Genomic DNA, 19,342 nt, shown 5'->3' on the forward strand with positions numbered 1-19,342 from the left:
CCCCCCCCCCCCCCCCCCCCCCCACTGTTGTTTAAAGCCAGGATTCCGGCGCTGCGGATCCGCGCAGGTGCAGCGGCGCCGCCGTTACGCGGTCTGTCCCGGGGCCTGCGCCCTCTGGGCGTGGTAAGCGAGGATCTGCAGTTCGGTGGCCATGTCCACCTTGCGGAGGTTGACGCCCTCCGGGACCTGGAGCATGACGGGCGCGAAGCTGAGGACACTGTGCACGCCGGCTGCAACCACCCTGTCGCACACGTCCTGGGCCACGGCTGCCGGCAGTGCCAGCACCACCATGTTGGCGCCGGTCCGGTGGAGCACGGTTTCCAGGTCCGCCACGTCGCTGACCCGCAGCCAGCCGACTTCATTCCCCACCACCATCTGGTCGGCGTCAAAGATGGCCACGACGTCGAAGCCGCGGGATTCGAAGCCGCCGTACCGCGCCAGCGCCTTGCCCAGGTTTCCGGCACCGACGATCGCGACCTTCCAGTCGTGCGTCAGTCCCAGCGCCGCCGCGATGTGGCGGCTGAGGTACTGGACCTCGTAGCCGACCCCGCGGGTGCCGTAGGAGCCGACGTGGGAGAGGTCCTTGCGGAGGGTGGACGAACTGACGCCGGACGCTTCCGCCAGCGATTCCGAGGAGACGCGCTCCACGCCGTCGGCCAGCAGGGTGTTCAGGGCACGCAGGTAGAGGGTCAGCCGGGCCACCGCTGCGGGCGGAATCTGTTTGGCAGGGGTGCCCGGAGCCGCGGGAAGATCCGGGACAGCCTGGTGGGTTGAGTCCAGCGAAGTCACCAGCCCCTCCCTTGAGTCGCGTTGTGACTCCACTCTAGGGCCCTTCCGCCGGTGCCAACAAAGCCAGTGCCGTCAAACTCCGAACGCTCCTTTAGCCGCCGCAACCTGTAGTGCTACTGCCCGTGCTACTGACCGGTGCTACTGCGCCATGGCGCGCTGCAGCGTACGTTCCAGCCGGGCCTCGTCGATCTTCCAGAAATCGCGCTGGATGCCGTCCACCAGCACCACCGGGATCTCTTCTGCGTAGCGTTCGCGCAGGTCAGGCTGGTTGTCCACCAACTCTTCCGTCCACTCAAGGCCCAGTGCGGCAGTGACCCGCCCGACGGCGTCGCGGGCCTCTTCGCAAAGGTGGCAGTTGGTCTTGGTGAGGAGGACGACGCGGGGTGTGGCCATGGGTTAACCGTAGCCCCGTTCGCCAGTGCCGGGCACGCCGACGGTTTCCGGGCACGCAATTGACTAGACTCAAGTCCATGCCCGAGGAGAAGTACGTCGCCGTAGTCACCAAGCCGGTTGCTGCGCCGCAGCCGGCCGAGGCGGCGTTCTTCGATGTGGACAATACCCTTATGCGCGGTGCCAGCCTGTTCCATGTGGCGCGGAAGATGCACCAGCGCGGCGCCTTCACCATTCCCCAGGCCGCCGGCTTCGCCTGGAAGCAGTTCAAGTTCCTGGCACGGGGCGAGAACATCGACGACGTCCACGCTATCCGGGATTCGGCCCTCACCCTGGCTGCGGGCATCACTGTTGATGACATCAAGGCGCTGGGCGAAGAAGTGTACGACGAAATGATCGCGTCACGGATCTGGCCCGGGGCCAAGGCCCTGGCCGAGCAGCACTTGCGCGTGGGACGCCGGGTCTGGCTGGTCACGGCCACCCCCATCGAGGTGGCCACGGTTATTTCCACCCGCCTGGGCCTGACCGGCGCGCTGGGAACGGTGGGGGAAATCGCCGAAGGCATCTACACGGGCCGGCTGGTGGGCGACATCCTGCACGGCTCCGCGAAGGCCGTTGCCGTCCGGGCCATCGCAGACGAACAGGACCTGGACCTCAAACGCTGCTGGGCCTACAGCGACTCCTATAACGACATCCCGCTGCTGAGCCTGGTGGGCCACCCGGTGGCCATCAACCCTGACGCCCGGCTCCGCCGCCACGCCCGCGACCACAACTGGCCGGTCTACGACTTCCGTGCCGGCCGCCGCGCTGCAACGCTCGGGCTCAAGGCTGCCACCATGGGCGGCGCTGTCTACGGCCTGTGGAAGGGCTTTGCCAGGATCCGCGGCCCCCGCGTCTAGGTAGCAGTAACTGTCGTTTTGGGGCGCCAAAACGACAATTACTGCTACCTGGTTGGGCTGGGAACGAAAATGCCCGCAGCCTCAAGGAGGCGGCGGGCATTTCCACGCTGTGCGAAGTATTCCTACTTCTTGTTGCGGCGCTGGTGACGGGTCTTGCGAAGCAGCTTGCGGTGCTTCTTCTTGGCCATACGCTTGCGACGCTTCTTGATAACTGAACCCACGAAAGTTCCTTACAAACTAGATGCAGTACCTGTCTGCTGGAATTGGTTCGTGGACGAAGCTACGAACTGAACAACTGACAGATTCTTACAATGACGTAAAACGTTCCTTAACAGGGTACCGCCTCCGGGAGGCGGCTACTGACCGCGGAGCTCCGACCGGCCAAAATACGGCCGCTGCAGACGGGAAACGGGTCAGGCGGTCTCGGTGCGGCCTTCCACAACGGCACCTTTGAGGTACTGCTCCACGGCAGCTTCCGGGACCCGGTAGGAGCGGCCAAACCGCACAGCGGGCATCTCGCCGGAGTGAACCAGCCGGTACACGGTCATCTTGGAGACGCGCATGACCTGGGCTACTTCAGCCACAGTGAGGAACTTCGCGTTGGAGAAGTTCTGATCCGACATTTCCCTATTCCTTTGCTGACGGACGGACAACAGTCACCCCAGGTTCATGCCAATGCGGTGTTCCGATGCTGAGCCATCCACCAACCACCTACCTAGATACTGTAGATGTTCCTGTGGCAGATGTGAAAGTAGTATGCTCCCCTATTTCGGCCCCGACCCTACCCCCGGCGCTTGCGGGCCGAGGCGGCGAGCTGGTCCAGCACGGACACCGAAACATCCCAGTCCATGCAGGCGTCCGTCACGCTTTGACCGTAAACCAGCTGGTCCCGGCCGGCGGCGTGCTCCGCGACGTCCAGGTTCTGCGCCCCGCCCACGAGGAAGCTTTCCAGCATGACGCCGGCGATCGCCTGGGCGGAGGCTCCCCCGTTTTCAAGCTGGGCTCCGATTTCCAACGCCACCTCGGCCTGGCGGTGGTGGCTCTTGCCGCTGTTGGCGTGGCTGGCGTCCACGATCAGGCGCGGGTTCAGGCTCTTGCCGGCGAGCTTGGCGGAAGCGGCTTCAACGTCGGCCGCCGAGTAGTTGGGGCCCTTGCGGCCGCCGCGGAGGATGACATGGGTGTCCGGGTTGCCGGCGGTGGACACCAGGGCCGCCCGGCCGTCGCCGTCAATGCCCAGGAACGCCTGTGCCGCCGCGGACGCTCCGCATGCGTCAATGGCCACCTGCAGGTCGCCGTCGGTCCCGTTCTTGAAGCCGATGGGCATGGAGAGGCCGGACGCGAGCTGGCGGTGGATCTGGCTCTCCGTGGTGCGGGCCCCGATGGCGCCCCAGGAGATGAGGTCCGCCATGTACTGCGGACTGATCGGCTCCAGGAACTCGGTGGCGGCGGGAAGCCCCAGCGCGGTGACCTGCTGCAGGAAATGCCGGGCGGTCCGCAGGCCGGTGACCATGTCGTGGCTGCCGTCCAGCCGGGGATCGTTGATCAGGCCCTTCCAACCGACGGTGGTGCGGGGCTTTTCGAAGTAGGTCCGCATCACGATCAGCAGGTCTTCCTTGTGCTTCTCCGCCTGGCTGACCAGCCGTCGCGCGTATTCCAGCCCGGCATTGGGATCGTGGATCGAGCACGGGCCCACGATAACCAGCAGGCGGTCGTCCACCCCGTCCATAATGGCGCGGACTTCATCGCGTCCGCGTTCGACGACGTCCGCCACCTTCGCGTCAAGCGGCAGTTCGGCGATGAGTTCGGAAGGAGTGGGCAGCGCGGTGAATTCGCTGACGCGCAGGTTCGAGGTGGATTTTGCTGCTGATGCTGTTGCGGTGCTCATGTTCGGGTCCTGTTCCAGATGGGAAGCGGGCCCAGTTCAGAACCCGCCGGAGAAACGGCGAAGGGCAGAGAATCATCTCTGCCCTGTTGGCTCTGAAGGAAAGTTGGATGCGTGTCAGTTAGACGCGGGCCCCTCCAGAGCCAACGAAAAATACGCATACCAACGGTTAGTCATGGGAAAGACCATAACCCGCTTCGCGGCGCACACCAAATCCCGCCCCAGCAGATAGCGGCGCAAACTCCTGCAGGTCATGGCCCAGCACCACCAGGGCACGGAGCTGTGCGAGGCCGCCATTGATGGACCCCGCCGCGCGTGCCTGGACCAGGATGTTGCCAAGCGCCGTCGCTTCGACGGGTCCCGCGATGACCGGGAGGCCCGTGGCGTCGGCGGTGAGCTGGCAGAGCAGCTGGTTCTGCGAACCGCCGCCCACCACGTGCACCACTTTCACGGACCGGTCCGCCAGCTGCTCGGCAGCCCTGATGGTTTTGGCGTAACCGGCGGCGAGGCTGTCCATGATGCACCGGGTGATGGCGGCCGGATCGTCCGGCAGGACGTCCCCGGTGTGCCGGACGGCTGCACGGATGCGTTCGGGCATGTTGTCCGGGGCGATGAAGCAGGGGTCGTCCGCGTTGATTTGGGGCCCGCCGGCCGGCAGGGACGCAGCGGCCTGCAGCAGTGCCGGCAGCTCGGGTTGGAAACCTTCGGCTGCCCACGTGCGCTGGCATTCGCTCAGAAGCCACAACCCGCCCATGTTGCGCAGGTAGCGGATGGTGTTGTCCACGCCGCGTTCATTGGTGAAGTTCGCTTCGCGGCTGGCCTGGGTCAGCACCGGGTGCTGGAGTTCGAGCCCCACCAGGGACCACGTGCCGGAGGAGATGTAGGCGAAGTCCTCCCCGCCGACGTCTGCTGTCGCGGGGACGGCGGCGACGGCGGAGGCGGTGTCATGGGAGCCCACGGCCACGACCTTCGTGTCCTGAGGCAGGCCAACCTGCTCCGCGATGCCCGGCAGGAGCGTGCCGTAGGACTCGCCGGGCTGGATGAGCGGCGGGAACAGGTCCTTCCGCAGGCCCAACGCGGTGAGGAACCCGGTGGCCCACTCCCCCGCGACGGCATCGAACAGTCCGGTGGTGGAGGCGTTGGTGGCCTCGGTTCGGCGGACGCCGGTTAGCAGGAACGCGATCAGGTCCGGGATGAGCAGCGCCTGCAGCCCGTCCAGGTCCGGCTCGGTGGCGAGCTGGTAGATGGTGTTGAACTGCAGGAACTGCAGCCCCGTGGTCGCATACAGCCGCGCAGGGTCCAGCTTCCGGTGGACAGGTTCGACGGCGGCACGGCTGCGGTCGTCGCGGTAGCTGAACGGCTGCGCCGCCAGGTTCCCGCCGGCGTCCACCAGGCCGTAATCCACCGCCCAGGTATCGATGCCGATACTGGCTATGCGTTCACCGTTTGCGGCCGCCGTTGCTGCCGCCGCCGCTAGCCCGCCAAGGACTTCCGCGAAGAGGGCGTCGAAGTCCCAGCGGAGGCCGCCGTCGATCTCTACAACACCGTTGGGGAAGCGGTGGACCACTTCGAGTTGCACATCGTCACTGGTGACGCGGCCAAGGATGACGCGGCCGGAGGAGGCACCAATATCGACAGCGGCGAAGACACTGCCGGCGAACACGCCGGCAGTGTCTTCACCGGAAACATGCGTGCTCACCGGAGGAAGGCTGCCGCGACTCCGGCGTCCACGGGGATGTGGAGGCCGGTGGTGTGGGACAGTTCGTTGCTGGTGAGGACGGCGGCGGCGTTGGCCACGTGCTCGGGCAGGACTTCGCGCTTGAGCAGGGTGCGCTGGGCGTAGTACTCGCCCAGTTTCTCCTCGTCCACGCCGTAGACCGCGGCGCGCTTGGCGCCCCAGCCACCGGCGAAGATCCCGGAGCCGCGGACCACGCCGTCGGGGTTGATGCCGTTGACGCGGATGCCGTGCTCGCCCAGTTCGGCCGCGAGCAGGCGGACCTGGTGGGCCTGGTCTGCCTTGGTGGCGGAGTAGGCGATGTTGTTGGGGCCGGCGAACACGGAGTTTTTGGAGGAGATGTAGATGATGTCCCCGCCCAGGCCCTGGGCGATCATGACCTTCGCGGCGGCCTTGGCCACCAGGAACGAGCCCTTGGCCATCACGTTGTGCTGTAGGTCCCAGTCCTTCTCGGTGGTTTCCAGCAGCGGCTTGGAAATCGATAAGCCGGCGTTGTTGACCACCAGGTCCACGCCGCCGAACGCCAGGACCGCGGCGTCGATCGCTGCCGCGACCTGGGCCTCGTCGGTGACGTCAGCTTGGACGCCGACGGCGACGTCGGAACCGCCGAGTTCCTCGGCAACCTTCTGCGCGTTCTCCAGGTTCAGGTCCGCGATGACCACGCAGGCGCCTTCAGTCGCGAGGCGGGTGGCGATGGCCTTGCCGATGCCGGACGCGGCACCGGTCACCAGCGCGATACGGGCGGCGTGGGACTTGGGCTTGGGCATCCGGGCGAGCTTGGCTTCCTCCAGGGCCCAGTATTCGATCCGGAACTTCTCGGATTCCTCGATCGGGGCGTAGGTGGAGATCGCCTCGGCGCCGCGCATCACATTGATGGCGTTGATGTAGAACTCACCGGCCACCCGGGCGGTCTGCTTGTCCTTGCCGAAGGAGAACATGCCCACGCCGGGAACCAGCACGATCGCCGGGTCCGCGCCGCGCAACGCCGGGCTGTCCTCGTCCTTGTGGCGGTCGTAGTAGGCCTGGTAGTCCTCGCGGTAGTCCGCATGGAGTTCTGTCAGCCGTGCGATCGAGTCCTCGATCGACGCGTCGGCGGGCAGGTCCAGGATCAGGGGCTTGACCTTGGTGCGCAGGAAATGGTCCGGGCAGGACGTGCCCAGCGCACCCAGCCGCGGGTGCTCGGCGGCTTCGAGGAAGTCAAGGACGACGGCGTCATCACTGAAGTGCCCCAGCTGCGGCCTGTCGGTGGAGGCCAGGCCGCGGATCACGGGCGCCAGGGCAGCGGCCTTGGCCCGGCGCTCGGCCTCCGGAAGCGCGCCGTAGCCAGCCAGCTTGGGCCCGAAGGGTTCGGCCTTGCCGTTCTCGGCGATGTACTTTTCGGCCTGGTCGATGATCCACAGCGAGTTCTGCTCTGCTTCTTCGCTGGTGGCGCCCCAGGCGGTGATGCCGTGCCCGCCCAGGATGGTGCCGACTGCCTGCGGGTTGGCATCCTTGATCGCGGCGATGTCCAGGCCGAGCTGGAACCCGGGACGGCGCCAGGGAACCCAGACCACCTTGTTGCCGAAGATCTTGGTGGTCAGCGCCTCGCCGTCCACCGCCGTCGCAATGGCGATGCCCGAGTCCGGGTGCAGGTGGTCCACATGCGCGGCGTCCACCAGGCCGTGCATGGCGGTGTCGATCGAGGGGGCTGCGCCGCCCTTGCCGTGCAGGCAGTAGTCAAACGCGGCCACCATCTCGTCTTCACGCTCAACACCGGGGTAGACGTTCTTCAGTGCGTTCAGCCGGTCCAGGCGCAGCACCGCAAGGTTCTGCTCCTTCAGCGTGCCCAGGTCCCCGCCCGAGCCCTTGACCCACAGCAGCTGGACGTCTTCGCCCGTCACCGGGTCCTTTTCGGTGCCCTTCGCGGAGGTGTTGCCGCCGGCGTAGTTGGTGTTCCGCTTGTCCGCGCCCAGGCGGTTCGAACGGATAATCAGGTCTTCAACAGTCTTGTTCGTCATAACTTTTCAGGCGCCCCATCCGGCTTGCTGGCCGCCCACGCGGTCCTCATTGATCTTCTTCTGGTAGCCGCTGGCCTTGTAGGCAGCGATCGGGTCAGCGGGCAGGCCCCGGGATTCACGCCACTCGGCCAGGACCGGGCGGACGTCGGTGTAGAACGCGTCGTTGAAAATGCTGTTCGCGGCCAGCACGTCCCCGGCGCGCTGTGCCTCGCTCAGGGCAGCGGTGTCCACGAGCAGGGCCCGGGCGGTCATCTCCTGGACGTTCAGGACGGAGCGGATCTGGCCCGGGATCTTCTCTTCCAGGTTGTGGCACTGGTCCAGCATCAGGGCAACGCCGGAGTCCTTGCCGAAGCCGCCGCCGCGGATGACCTCGTGCATGATGCGGAAGAGCTGGAACGGATCCGCGGCACCCACGATCAGGTCGTCATCGGCGTAGAAGCGGGAGTTGAAGTCAAAGGAGCCCAGCTTGCCCAGCCGCAGCAGCTGCATCACGATGAACTCGATGTTGGTGCCCGGGGCGTGGTGGCCGGTGTCCAGGCAGACGAACGCCTTCTCTCCGAGGGCCAGGGTCTGGGCGTAGGAGGTGCCCCAGTCCGGAACATCGGTGTGGTAGAAAGCCGGTTCGAAGAACTTGTACTCCAGCACCAGCCGCTGCTCATCACCCAGGGCGGCGTAGATCTCCTGCAGCGACTCGGCCAGCCGGTCCTGCCGGCCGCGGAGATCATCCTGGCCCGGATAGTTGGTGCCGTCCGCCAGCCAGATCTTCAGGTCGCGCGAGCCGGTGGCGTGCATGATCCGGATGCAGTCCAGGTGGTGGTCAATGGCGCGGCGGCGGACAGCCTCGTTGGAGGACGTCAGGGAGCCGAACTTGTACTCGTCATCCTGGAAGGTGTTGGAGTTGATGGTGCCCAGGCCAACACCCAGCCCCGCGGCGTAATCCTTCAGGGCGGAGTAGTCCTCCACCTTGTCCCACGGGATGTGCAGCGCCACCGTTGGCGCCAGGCCGGTCAGTTCGTGGACCTTCGCGGCGTCGGCCAGCTTCTCCTGCACGGTCCGCGGCGTGCCCGGGGTGCCGAACACCTTGAACCGCGTGCCTGAATTTCCATAGGCCCACGAAGGGACCTCGATGGCAAGCTCTTCGAGCCTGCCCAGCGCCGTTGCTACGTCGTTCATGATGTTCTTTCCAGTGTCTTGTCCTGCTGTGGTCTGATTGGTGCCGCCCCGCTCCGCGTCCGCGAGCTGGCTGTCAAGGTTGAAGACTTCCTCCAGGACCTGGAACCCTTCATCGGGCGCCTGGCCGGAGTTTTCAAACAACGTCGCCATTTCCGCCTGCCAGCGGGCGTTGACGTCGGTGAGTGCCATGCGTGCCCGGGCCGCGTCGAAGTCGTCGCACTCCACATAGCCCACCAGGAGTCCGTCCGGACCCAGGAACAAGGAGTAGTTGTTCCAGCCTGCATCCTTGAGGGCCCGGAGCATCTCCGGCCAGACGGCGGCGTGGCGCCGCTTGTATTCGTCGATCAGCTCCGGCTGGATCGAAGAGCGGAAGCACACCCTCATATGGATTTCTCCTGAACCCGCGGATCTTTGAATCGTTTCATTATTACGATTCAAAGTACTCTTGATGGCAGTAGGTGTCAAGCATCTCCACCCAGCGGTCCAGCCTGTGGTGGAACGCAGCGCATTCGGACCACCAGCACGGAGAATCATGAACCGCTCAGCCAGCATCAAGGACGTCGCCACGCATGCCAGCGTGGCCGTAGGCACCGTCTCAAACGTGCTGAACTACCCGGACCGGGTATCCCAGCGCACCCGCGAGCGCGTACTGAAGGCCATCGACGAACTCGGCTTCGTCCGGAATGACGCCGCGCGCCAGCTACGGGCCGGGCACAGCCGCACGGTTGGCCTGATCGTCCTGGATGTGGGCAACCCCTTCTTCACTTCGGTGGTCCGTGCCGCCGAGGACGCCGCGGCACTGCAGGGCAGCGCAGTACTTGTGGGCGACAGCGGCCACGACGCCGGCCGGGAGGCCAACTACATCGACCTCTTCCAGGAGCAGCGTGTCCAGGGCCTGCTGATTTCACCGGTGGGCGATGTGACGGAGCGGCTGGATCTCCTGCGCGAGCGCGGCGTCCCCACCGTCCTGGTTGACCGGCTGGCCGACGAGTCGAAGTTCAGTTCCGTCGCGGTCGACGACGACGCCGGCGGGTACCTTGCTGCGCGGCACCTGCTGGACACGGGCCGCCGTCGGCTGGCTTTTGTGGGCGGGCCCACCGACATCCGCCAGGTCACGGACCGCCTGCAGGGCGCGCAGCGCGCAGTGAAGGAGGAGCCGGACGCCACCCTGGAGGTGCTGGAATCCGACGGGATGACAGTCCTGTCCGGCCGCAGCGTGGGCAACACGCTGGTGGAGCGGGGCCGCGAGGAGCTGCCGGACGGCATCTTCTGCGCGAACGACCTCCTCGCCCTGGGCGTCATGCAGTCGCTGACCATGACCCACACGTTCCGGATCCCCGAGGATGTCGCGCTGATCGGCTACGACGACATCGACTTCGCCGTGTCCGCCGTCGTCCCCCTTTCCTCCATCCGGCAGCCCACCGAGGCTCTGGGGCGGACCGCCATCGAACTGCTGTCAGAAGAGGTGGAATCGCAGAATGCCACGCACCGCTCCGTGGTCTTCACCCCCGAACTGGTGGTGCGCCAGAGCACCGCGACCGCCTAAGCCACCCCTCCCCCGCGCTGCAATTAGCCCCTGAGCCTGCCCGGGTTCCACCAACCAAAAGCGGTAGCGCATGGGGCTGGAATCCGGAGGGACGTACCCGCACGCTCTACAAGCGCTACAAAAGCTGAACCGTTACAAAAGACTGGACCGCCTGCCCGGCCATGGGGCACACTTGGATCCGGAAAGCGCTTGCCCGACATCGGTGCAGCGCGAGCAGAACTCGCGCCCAAGGGCAGAAGGAGAACGATGGGAACGACAGCCGGTACCGGAGTCCCGCGCCCCACAACCGCCAGGGAGGGCGGGGACAAGGAAGGCGCCGCCCTCGTTGCCCTGGTCGGTGTGCACGGGTTCGGCACCCACCACCTGCGCAACCTCGAGCGACTCCAGGCAGCGGACGCCGTCGAACTCGTGGCCGTGGCGGACCCGCAGCCTCCGGCACCGGGCTCCGCGCCGCCGTCAGCCGCCGTTTATGCGGGGCTGGAAGAGCTGCTCGCGGCCACGCCGGCACTGGATGTCATCATCGTCGCCACCCCCATCCAGACCCACGCCCCGCTGGCACTCGCCGCCCTCGCCACGGACGCCGACCTCTACCTGGAAAAGCCGCCGGTGGCATCGCTGGCGGACTACGACAGGCTTCGCAGCGCCGCGGACGCGGCCGGCCGCAGCGTCCAGGTCGGGTTCCAAAGCCTGGGCTCGCACGCCCTCAAGGCCATCGAGGAACTGCTGGCCGCCGGGACCATCGGCAGCCTGCAGGGGATCTCCGCCACCGGCCGCTGGGTCCGCGACAAGGCGTACTACAAGCGCTCGCGCTGGGCCGGCAAGCGCAGCATCAACGGCGTGGATGTTGTGGACGGCGTGGCCACCAATCCCCTGGCGCACGCCGTGGCCACTGCCCTGCGGATCGCCGGCGCCCGCACGACGGCGGATGTCGCCTCAATCGAGACGGAGCTGTACCGCGCCAACGGCATTGAATCGGACGACACCTCGGTCATCCGCATCCGCACCATCGCCGGCCTGCCCATCACGTGCGCCCTCACCATTTGCGCCACCGAATCCGTCGAACCGTACGTGACCCTCCAGGGCTCGGCCGGAACGGCCGTGTTCCACTACACCGAGGACCGGCTTACCGTGGCGACCTCCGCCGGCCGCAGCGAGGAAACGTACCGCCGCGACGACCTCACCGAGAACCTCCTGGCCCACCGGAACGGCGGCGCGCCCCTGCTCAGTTCCCTGGCAGACAGCGGGGCCTTCATGCTGGTACTCGAAGCCATCCGCACCGCCCCGGCGCCCGCCCCCATCGGCGCCTCCTTCGTCCGGTGGGAAGGAGAGGGCGAAGCAGCCCACGCCGTCGTCGTGGACATCGAGGACGCGCTGGAACGCGCGGGCCGCGAGCACGCCACGTTCAGCGAACTGGGGCTTCCCTGGGCGGGTCAGTCCCCCACGGTGTTCACGCTTCCTGCTTCCTGACGGCCCCGGACATTAGCGGGGACCCGGTCGCCGGCCGTGCCGCCACAGCAGGAGGCCAATGACGACTGCGGAGAGCATGCCCAGGCCGCCGGTCACCACCAGGCCGGCCCGGACCCCGAACTGCTCGGTCAGCCACCCCGCGAGCAGGCCGCCCAGGGCGTGCCCGCCGAGCAGCAGGGGCAGGTAGAGCGCCATGACCCGGCCGCGGACGGCCGGGCCGGCCTCAAGCTGGACCACGGTGGCGGCGCTGGTGAGGAACAGGAGGGTCATGATCCCGACCACCACAAGCATGGCCGTAAACAGCGCCAGGGTGGGCATCAGCGCAGCCACCAGCTGCGAGAGCCCGAAGAGCCCGCCCGCCGCCACGATGCCCTTGCGTCCCGTGTTCCGGAGCCGGGCGGCGAGCAGCGCACCCGCCAGTGCACCCAAGGCGCTGACGGTGTTGAACAAGCCGAAGCCTTCCACGCCGTTGTGCCACACGCGGTCGGCGAACGCCGCGAGGACAACGGGTCCGTTCATGCCAAACGCGCCGAGGAGCCCGGCGAGCAGGATGATCAGCAGGAGCCGCGGCCTGTCCCGGACGTACCGGAACCCCGCCAGCAACTGGCCGCGGCCACGTTCAGCAGGCTCGCTGGGGTGGAGTTCCTGCGCCCGCATTCCTGCAATAAGCCCCAGCATGAGGAGGCCGACCATCGCGTTGGCCGCGAACGCTGCAGCTGGTCCGGCCGAGGCAATCAGCACGCCGCTCAGGGCAGGGCCGGCCATCGCCCCAAGCTGGCCCAGCGCGTTGTTCAGTCCGATTGCCGGGCGCAAAGCAGCATCTCCCACCACCTCATTGACGAAGACCTGGCGGGCGGGGCCGTCGATGGCTGACGTGATGCCCAGTGCCACGCAGCTGGCGTAGATGGCCCATACCGTGATGGTCCCGCCCGCCACCCAGGCAGCGAGCCCGAGGGCGAGGAGAACGATGACCGATTGGCAGACCATCATGATCCGGCGCTTGGGGAAGAGATCCACCACCAGGCCGGACAACGGGCCCACCACCAGCATGGGCAGGAACTGCAGGGCGACGGCGATGCCCACGGCGGCAGGGCTGCCCGTGAGCTGCAGGACCATCCAATCCTGCGCGAGCCTTTGCATCCATACCCCCACGCTCCCTGCCAGCTGCATGCCAAGGAAGAGGCGGTAGTTGTATTGCGTCAGGGGGTGGTACCAGCGGGGCCGGGTCTCGGGAGGCTGGACGGACTGGTCTGTACGGGGGCGCTCGGAAGACACGTCGGGACTCAACTCGATAGCGGGCGGAACTGCAGGTCAAGGGCGGCGCCGGGCTGGCGGTGCACGGGTTGGGTCAGGCCGCGGGGTTTTGTTCAGGCGGGAGTTTGTTCAGGCACGGTGTGATCGCAGTTTCACGGCTGCTGCGGCGAGGATCAGGGTGCCGGGAACCACAACGAAGAGCGCCACGAGCATCCAGACGAACACGACGGCGCCGAAGAGGGCGGCGGCGAGCAGGAGCGAGCCGCTCCAGTCCTTGAGGGACAGGGCTTTGCCGGTCTCGAGGGCGGAGCGCCAGGCGTCCTTCGGCTGGGCGTGTTCGGCGTTGGCGTCGGGCCATGTCGCGCTGGTGCGGAGCAGGAGGATGGCGCCGCAGCCGGCAAGGAGCAGTGTTGCCGGAAGGACAACCTCGCGGCCGGGCAGCTGGCCCGCCCAGGCCAGCAAGAGATTCAGGACAATTACGACGGCGGCTGCCGCGGTGAGTGCGCCAAGCTTCCAGCTGCCGGGCAGGGCAGCCCTGAACGTCCCCCACAGGCCGCGGACGGAATCGTCGCGGCCGGCAAGGTGCCGTTCCAGGTGGGTGATCCCCGCCGCGTAGGCGGCGGGGATCGTGACCAGCGGCAGGGACAGCACCAGCACCAGCAGCCCCGCCAGCAGGGTCTCGGAGAACAGCGCAAAGCGGTTTACCGGGATGGGTTCGTGGTGGTTGGAGGCGGGTGTGGTGCTGTCCATGACGGTCATTATCTTCTTTTCCTAGCCCTTGAGGCCCTGGGTGGAGACGCCTTCGACGATGTAGCGCTGGAAGATCAGGAAGAAGATCAGCACCGGGAGCAGGGCCAGGACGGACATCGCGATCATGGCGCCGTAATCGGAGGACTGGGTCTGGTCCTGGAAAAGGCGCAGCGCCAGGGGCAAGGGGTACTTTTCCGGGGTGTTCAGGTAGAGCAGGGGGCCGAGGAAGTCGTTCCAGCTCCAGATGAAGGAGAAGATCGAGGTGGAGATCAGGGCCGGTTTCATAAGCGGGAGCATGATGGATCCGAAGATCCGGGCATGCCCGGCGCCGTCGATGCGGGCCGCCTCATCCAGCTCCGCCGGAAGGCCGCGCATGAACTGGACCATCAGGAACACAAAGAACGCGTCGGCGGCGAGGAACTTACCGATCAACAACGGGATGTAGGTGTCCACCAGGCCCAACTGCTGGAAGATGATGTACTGCGGAATGATCACCACGTGGAAGGGCAGCAGCAGCGTGGCGATCATCATCCCGAAAAAGATGCCCCGGCCGGGGAACTTGATCCGGGCAAACGCGTACGCCGAGATGCTGGCGGACAGGATGGTGCCCACAACAGCACCGATCGCCAGGACCAGCGAGTTGGTGAAGAACTGCATCGTCGATACGCCGCCGATGCCTTCCATGGCGGTAACGAAGTTGTTAAAGCTGAAGTTCTCGGACCACAGCGAGCTGTTTCCGCCGCCGATTTCCGAATTCGGCTTGAACGCCGAGGCAATCATCCACAGGCCGGGGTAGAGCACGATGGCGGTAACCAGAAGCGCCACCGCGTGGAAGGCCACGCTCTTGGCGCGCTTGGCTCCCGTGGATTCGGACTTCGGGTTGTAGGCCGGGGTGGCGGCGTCCGGGTTGGACTGGGTGGGGGTTGCCATGGTTGTCATCGTGAATCACCGCTGTAGTGGACCCAGGACTTGGACGTGCGGAAGATGATCAGTGTGATGATGCCGACCACGATCAGGAGGAGCCAGGCCATCGCCGAGGCGTAGCCCATCCGGAAATCACTGAAACCGCGCAGGTACAGGTACAGGGTGTAGAAGAGGGTGGAGCCGGCGGGGCCGCCTTCACCGTTGGAAATGATGTAGGCCGAGTTGAAGATCTGGAACGCGTGGATGGTTTCCATCAGCAGGTTGAAGAAAATCACCGGGGAGAGCATGGGCCAGGTGATGTTGAAAAACTTCCGCACCGGCCCGGCCCCGTCCATCGACGCCGCCTCGTAGAGCTCGTTCGGGATTTGCTTGAGCCCGGCAAGGAAGATCACCATCGGCGCGCCGAACTGCCACACAGTCAGCAGGATGAACATCGGCATGGTCATCGCCGGGTTGCCCACCCAGCCGCCAAGGTTGATCCCGAAGAACGACAAGCCCTGGTCCACAGGGCCGGAATCACCGAACATCGCCTTCCAAACGATTGCGATGGAGACCGAGGCGCCGATCAGGGATGGTGCATAGAACGCGGACCGGTAGAAGCCCTGGCCGCGGCGCTTGCTGTTCAGCAGCATCGCCACCGCCAACGCCGCAGCCAGCTTCAACGGGGTACCGAAAATGACATAGTTGACAGTCACGCCTACCGACTGCAGGAAGCGCTCGTCCTGGAACAGAGTGGTGTAGTTGTCGAAGCCGATCCACTTGGGCGGTTCGAACAGGTTGTAGTTGGTGAACGACAGGTAGAGCGACGAAATCATGGGCCCGACAGTGAGGGCAATGAATCCGAGCAGCCAGGGCAGCAGGAACGTGTAGCCGGCGCGGGCATCCGCCCCGCTCCGCTTCGACTTGCGAAGCGGAGCCGGGGCCGACGACGCGGAACGCCTGCTCAGTGTTGGGCTTGAAGTCACGAGTTCAATTCCGTCAGTCGTGAAGGCTTAATCGAGGCGGGGTGCTTGATTAGGCGTTCTGCTTGATAAGGTCTTCGGCTTCCTTGAACCAGGCGTCGGTGGCTGCGTTGATGTCCAGCTTGCCGTAGTTCAGGTCCGAGGCGATGCGCTTGAAGGAGGCTTCCAGCGTGCCGAAGCCGACGATGGGCGGCTCGGGAGCGTCCTTGAGGTACTGCTCGATGGACTTCTCGTAGTCCACCACGATCTTGTCGGTGCCTTCGAAGGTGGTGCCGTCACGCTGGGTCTTGGACGCAGGGACGCCGCGGGACGTCTTGAAGATCTGGCCCACCTCGGGATCGTTGACCATGAAGTCGATGAAGCGGGCTGCCGCGTCCTTGAACTTGGTCTTGGCGCTGGCGACCATCAGCATTGAGGGCTTGAGGAAGAGGCCCAGGTTGTCGGGGTCGTCGGAGGGAACCGGAACGAGCTTGAGTTCCTTGGCGCCGCTGTCGCCGAGGTAGCCGGCCATGAAGTTGTCCCACGTGACCTCCGAGGCGGTGACATTGGAGCCAAACGGTGACTTCGGGGCCAGCTGGGTAACGCGCTCCTCAGACACAATGGCCGGGGTGCCGCGCAGGTCGGCGGTGAGGTTCCACCACTTCTTCAGGTCGTCCTTGCTAAAGCCGAGCTTGCCGTCCTCGGTGAAGGCCTGGATGTTGTTTTGGCGCAGCCAGATGTTGAACATCCACCAGACGCCCGTGTAGTCCGTGGCGCCGAAGAGTGCACCATTGCTCTTGGTGCCAACCTCGGTAAGGAATTCGTTGTACTCCTTGTACGTCCAGGTGCCGTCCGGTTCGGCGATGCCCAGCGAGGCGAGCTTGGCGGGGTCATAGTAGACAGCGAACGCGTTGGTGCTCGTGGGAATGCCGTAGGTCTTGCCGCGGATCTGGCCGGAGGGCAGGAGGGATTTTTCGAAGGCGTCGGTGTTGATCTTGACGGTGCCCAGGTCCAGGAGCTGGTTGCGCTGGCCGTAGTCGCGCAGGTAGGACAGGTCCCACTGCATGACGTCCGGCAGGCCGCCGCCGGCAGCTTCCGTGGCGCGCTTCTGCCAGTAGCCGGCGAAGTCTGTGAAGTTGCCGTTGACCTTGATGTCCGGGTTCTTGGACTCAAAAAGGGCGATGGCCTTGCGGGTGCGCTCGGCACGGTCGTCGTTGCCCCACCAGGTGTAGTTGATGGTGACGGGATTCTCGGCGGAACCGGTCTCGCCCGACGAGCTGGACCCGGCGCCGCAGGCAGCCAGCACGCCGGCAGATGCGGTGCCGACGGCAACTGTGGTGAGGAAATGCCTTCTGTTGATCACGGGAGCCTCCTTGCTCAATGTGTGCAATCCCTGATCTCATCTACAACGCGAGTAGTGAGTTGGCTTACACGGCTTCTGAAACGATACAATAGCGCCATTGAGGTCGTTGGGCAAGCGTTTTCCAACCGGTGTTCCACCTGTTCCATCACAGCAGCAGACATAGGAGTCCCATGACATTGCAGGCAGCTTCCGGCCCCGCCAGCGTTTGGAACAACATTGACGGCATCGCTTTCGGCGGCGATTACAACCCCGAGCAGTGGCCCGTCAGCGTTCGGTTCGAGGACCTGGAGCTGATGCAGGAAGCCGGCGTGAACTTCCTTAGCGTCGGGATCTTCTCCTGGGCCCTGCTGGAGCCCGCCGAGGGGCAGTACGACTTTGGCTGGCTGGACGAGGTGCTGGACAACCTGGCCGGGATCGGCGTCAAGGTGGCCCTGGCCACGGCCACCGCCGCTCCCCCGGCCTGGCTGGTCCGGAAACACCCGGAGATCCTTCCGGTCACGGCTGACGGAACCGTGCTGGGACCAGGCTCGCGGCGGCACTACACGCCGTCGTCGGCCGTGTACCGCCGGTACGCCAAGGGCATCACCCGCACACTGGCGGAGCGCTACAAGGACCACCCGGCGCTGGCCCTCTGGCACGTGGACAACGAACTGGGCTGCCACGTCTCGGAGTTCTACGGCGAAGAAGACGCCGCCGCGTTCCGCGGATGGCTCGAGCGCCGCTACGAAACCATTGCCGCGCTGAACGCCGCCTGGGGGACCGCCTTCTGGAGCCAGAACTACGGGTCATTCGAAGAGATCCTTCCGCCCGGCGTCGCTCCCACTACCCTGAACCCGGGCCAGCAGCTGGACTTCCAGCGGTTCAACTCGTCGGCGCTCCTGGAGTACTACCGTGAGCTCGTGGCCGTGCTCCGGGAGGTGACGCCCCACGTTCCGTGCACCACCAACCTGATGGCCTCCAGCGCCACCAAGTCCATGGACTACTTCGACTGGGCCAGGGACCTGGACGTTATCGCCAACGACCACTACCTGGTGGCGGTGGACCCGGAACGGAACGTGGAACTCGCCTTCAGCGCGGACCTCACCCGGGGAATTGCGGGCGGGGACCCGTGGATCCTGATGGAACATTCGACGTCGGCCGTTAACTGGCAGCCGCGCAACCGGCCCAAGATGCCCGGCGAAATGCTGCGGAACTCCCTGGCGCACGTGGGCCGCGGCGCGGACGCCGTGATGTTCTTCCAATGGCGGCAAAGCTTCGCCGGCTCCGAGAAGTTCCACTCCGCCATGGTCCCGCACGGCGGGCGCGAGACGCGTGTCTGGCGCGAGGTGGTGGGCCTCGGAGCCGCGCTGAAGCTCCTGGAACCGGTGCGCGGATCACGGGTGGAATCCCGGGCTGCCATCGTATTTGACTACGAGGCGTGGTGGGCCAGCGAGATCGATTCGAAGCCCAGCATCGACGTGAAGTACCTGGACCTGCTGCGCGCCTTCCACCGCTCGCTGTACCTGCGTGGCGTTTCAGTGGACATGGTGCACCCGTCGGCGCCGCTGGAGGGGTATGACCTGGTGCTCGTCTGCACGCTGTACTCGGTGACGGACGCCGACGCCGCAAACATCGCTGCGGCCGCTGCCGCCGGCGCTACCGTCCTCGTCAGCTACTTCAGCGGCATCACCGACGAAAACGACCATGTCCGGCTGGGCGGCTACCCCGGCGCTTTCCGCGAACTGCTCGGCGTCAGGGTGGAGGAATTCCACCCGCTGCTGGCCGGAACCCAACTGAAGCTCAGTGACGGCACCGTTTCGTCGATCTGGAGCGAGCACGTGCACCTGACCGGAGCCGAAGCAGTGCAGGCCTTCACCGAATACCCACTGGAGGGCGTGCCCGCCCTGACCCGGCGGCCTGTTGGCAGCGGAGCGGCCTGGTACCTCGCCACGTTCCCCGACCGGGAAGGGATTGAAGCTCTCGTCGATCGGCTCCTCGCCGAATCCGGAGTGGCCCCGGCAGCCGCCGCCGATCCCGGCGTCGAAGTGGTACGCCGGCGCTCTGACGACGGGCGCAGCTTCCTGTTCGCCATCAACCACACACCGTCCGACGCCTCTGTGGACGCGGCCGGGACCGACTTGCTGACCGGCGAACGTTTTGGCGGCGTTGTGCAGGCGGGCAGCGTCGCGGTGATCGCCGAAAACTAGGCCCGGCTGTGGCGGCGCCGCCGCGGAAAGTACGACGGCGCCGCCT

17 protein-coding genes and 1 pseudogene are annotated in these 19,342 nt (G+C 66.0%); 4 read left to right on the forward strand and 14 right to left on the reverse strand.

Translation table 11 applies throughout. The features are described 5' to 3' along the window. Positions 1–84: 84 nt before the first annotated feature. Together ACYQ1Z_RS16215 and ACYQ1Z_RS16220 are read right to left on the reverse strand one after the other, a co-directional pair. Positions 85–789 carry a redox-sensing transcriptional repressor Rex gene (locus tag ACYQ1Z_RS16215; protein WP_459793578.1) on the reverse strand — a complete coding sequence of 235 codons (705 nt, stop codon included), beginning with the start codon at positions 787–789 and terminating at the stop codon, positions 85–87. Between the two features lie 138 nt (positions 790–927). Next, entirely contained in the window at positions 928–1,182 is a 255-nt protein-coding gene (locus tag ACYQ1Z_RS16220; RefSeq protein WP_459793579.1) for a glutaredoxin family protein, read from the reverse strand. Between the two features lie 77 nt (positions 1,183–1,259). Here ACYQ1Z_RS16220 and ACYQ1Z_RS16225 point away from each other — a divergent pair, with 77 nt between their 5' ends. Further along, the gene (locus ACYQ1Z_RS16225) at positions 1,260–2,078 is read left to right on the forward strand and encodes an HAD family hydrolase (protein ID WP_459793580.1); all 819 of its coding nucleotides are present in this window, start codon (positions 1,260–1,262) and stop codon (positions 2,076–2,078) included. Positions 2,079–2,200: 122 nt separating this feature from the next. Here the strand turns inward: ACYQ1Z_RS16225 and ACYQ1Z_RS16230 are convergent, their stop codons facing one another. The 7 genes and pseudogenes from ACYQ1Z_RS16230 to ACYQ1Z_RS16260 form a co-directional block, all read right to left on the reverse strand. Beyond that, positions 2,201–2,299, reverse strand: coding sequence for a 30S ribosomal protein bS22 (locus ACYQ1Z_RS16230; RefSeq protein ID WP_003792170.1), 99 nt, complete (start codon positions 2,297–2,299; stop codon positions 2,201–2,203). Between the two features lie 192 nt (positions 2,300–2,491). Next, positions 2,492–2,701 carry a helix-turn-helix domain-containing protein gene (locus ACYQ1Z_RS16235; RefSeq protein ID WP_459793581.1) on the reverse strand — a complete coding sequence of 70 codons (210 nt, stop codon included), beginning with the start codon at positions 2,699–2,701 and terminating at the stop codon, positions 2,492–2,494. A gap of 158 nt (positions 2,702–2,859) precedes the next feature. Next, positions 2,860–3,963 (reverse strand): 3-deoxy-7-phosphoheptulonate synthase, encoded by a 1,104-nt coding sequence (locus ACYQ1Z_RS16240; RefSeq protein WP_459793582.1) that lies wholly within the window; start codon positions 3,961–3,963, stop codon positions 2,860–2,862. Positions 3,964–4,129: 166 nt separating this feature from the next. Further along, the gene (locus tag ACYQ1Z_RS16245) at positions 4,130–5,659 is read right to left on the reverse strand and encodes a rhamnulokinase (RefSeq protein ID WP_459793583.1); all 1,530 of its coding nucleotides are present in this window, start codon (positions 5,657–5,659) and stop codon (positions 4,130–4,132) included. Further along, positions 5,656–7,692, reverse strand: coding sequence for a bifunctional aldolase/short-chain dehydrogenase (locus tag ACYQ1Z_RS16250; protein ID WP_459793584.1), 2,037 nt, complete (start codon positions 7,690–7,692; stop codon positions 5,656–5,658). The genes ACYQ1Z_RS16245 and ACYQ1Z_RS16250 overlap by 4 nt, the downstream gene beginning before the upstream one ends. A gap of 6 nt (positions 7,693–7,698) precedes the next feature. Next, positions 7,699–8,865 (reverse strand): L-rhamnose isomerase, encoded by a 1,167-nt coding sequence (rhaI, locus tag ACYQ1Z_RS16255; RefSeq protein WP_459793668.1) that lies wholly within the window; start codon positions 8,863–8,865, stop codon positions 7,699–7,701. Positions 8,866–8,907: 42 nt separating this feature from the next. After that, positions 8,908–9,249, reverse strand: a pseudogene (locus ACYQ1Z_RS16260) (L-rhamnose mutarotase); the annotation flags it as partial. Between the two features lie 148 nt (positions 9,250–9,397). On the opposite strand from ACYQ1Z_RS16260, the gene ACYQ1Z_RS16265 reads away from it, so the two are divergent. Then, on the forward strand, positions 9,398–10,411 hold the full coding sequence (locus tag ACYQ1Z_RS16265; RefSeq protein ID WP_459793585.1) for a LacI family DNA-binding transcriptional regulator: 1,014 nt from the start codon (positions 9,398–9,400) through the stop codon (positions 10,409–10,411). A 246-nt stretch (positions 10,412–10,657) separates the two neighbouring features. Next, positions 10,658–11,878, forward strand: a complete 1,221-nt coding sequence (locus tag ACYQ1Z_RS16270) for a Gfo/Idh/MocA family protein (protein ID WP_459793586.1) — start codon at positions 10,658–10,660, stop codon at positions 11,876–11,878. Between the two features lie 12 nt (positions 11,879–11,890). Here the strand turns inward: ACYQ1Z_RS16270 and ACYQ1Z_RS16275 are convergent, their stop codons facing one another. From ACYQ1Z_RS16275 to ACYQ1Z_RS16295, 5 genes are all read right to left on the reverse strand, one after another. Then, the gene (locus ACYQ1Z_RS16275; RefSeq protein ID WP_459793587.1) at positions 11,891–13,153 is read right to left on the reverse strand and encodes an MFS transporter; all 1,263 of its coding nucleotides are present in this window, start codon (positions 13,151–13,153) and stop codon (positions 11,891–11,893) included. A gap of 108 nt (positions 13,154–13,261) precedes the next feature. Further along, positions 13,262–13,891: a Poxvirus protein I5 gene (locus ACYQ1Z_RS16280; protein ID WP_459793588.1), complete on the reverse strand. Its 630-nt coding sequence runs from the start codon at positions 13,889–13,891 to the stop codon at positions 13,262–13,264. A 12-nt stretch (positions 13,892–13,903) separates the two neighbouring features. Continuing rightward, entirely contained in the window at positions 13,904–14,821 is a 918-nt protein-coding gene (locus ACYQ1Z_RS16285) for a carbohydrate ABC transporter permease (RefSeq protein WP_459793589.1), read from the reverse strand. After that, positions 14,818–15,771 (reverse strand): carbohydrate ABC transporter permease, encoded by a 954-nt coding sequence (locus ACYQ1Z_RS16290; RefSeq protein ID WP_459793590.1) that lies wholly within the window; start codon positions 15,769–15,771, stop codon positions 14,818–14,820. Before ACYQ1Z_RS16290 ends, ACYQ1Z_RS16285 begins: the two co-directional genes overlap by 4 nt. A gap of 49 nt (positions 15,772–15,820) precedes the next feature. Continuing rightward, entirely contained in the window at positions 15,821–17,110 is a 1,290-nt protein-coding gene (locus ACYQ1Z_RS16295; protein ID WP_459793591.1) for an ABC transporter substrate-binding protein, read from the reverse strand. Between the two features lie 170 nt (positions 17,111–17,280). On the opposite strand from ACYQ1Z_RS16295, the gene ACYQ1Z_RS16300 reads away from it, so the two are divergent. Beyond that, positions 17,281–19,296 carry a beta-galactosidase gene (locus tag ACYQ1Z_RS16300; protein WP_459793592.1) on the forward strand — a complete coding sequence of 672 codons (2,016 nt, stop codon included), beginning with the start codon at positions 17,281–17,283 and terminating at the stop codon, positions 19,294–19,296. The last annotated feature ends 46 nt before the right edge of the window (positions 19,297–19,342 follow it).

Source organism: Arthrobacter sp. AD-310 (assembly GCF_054656615.1).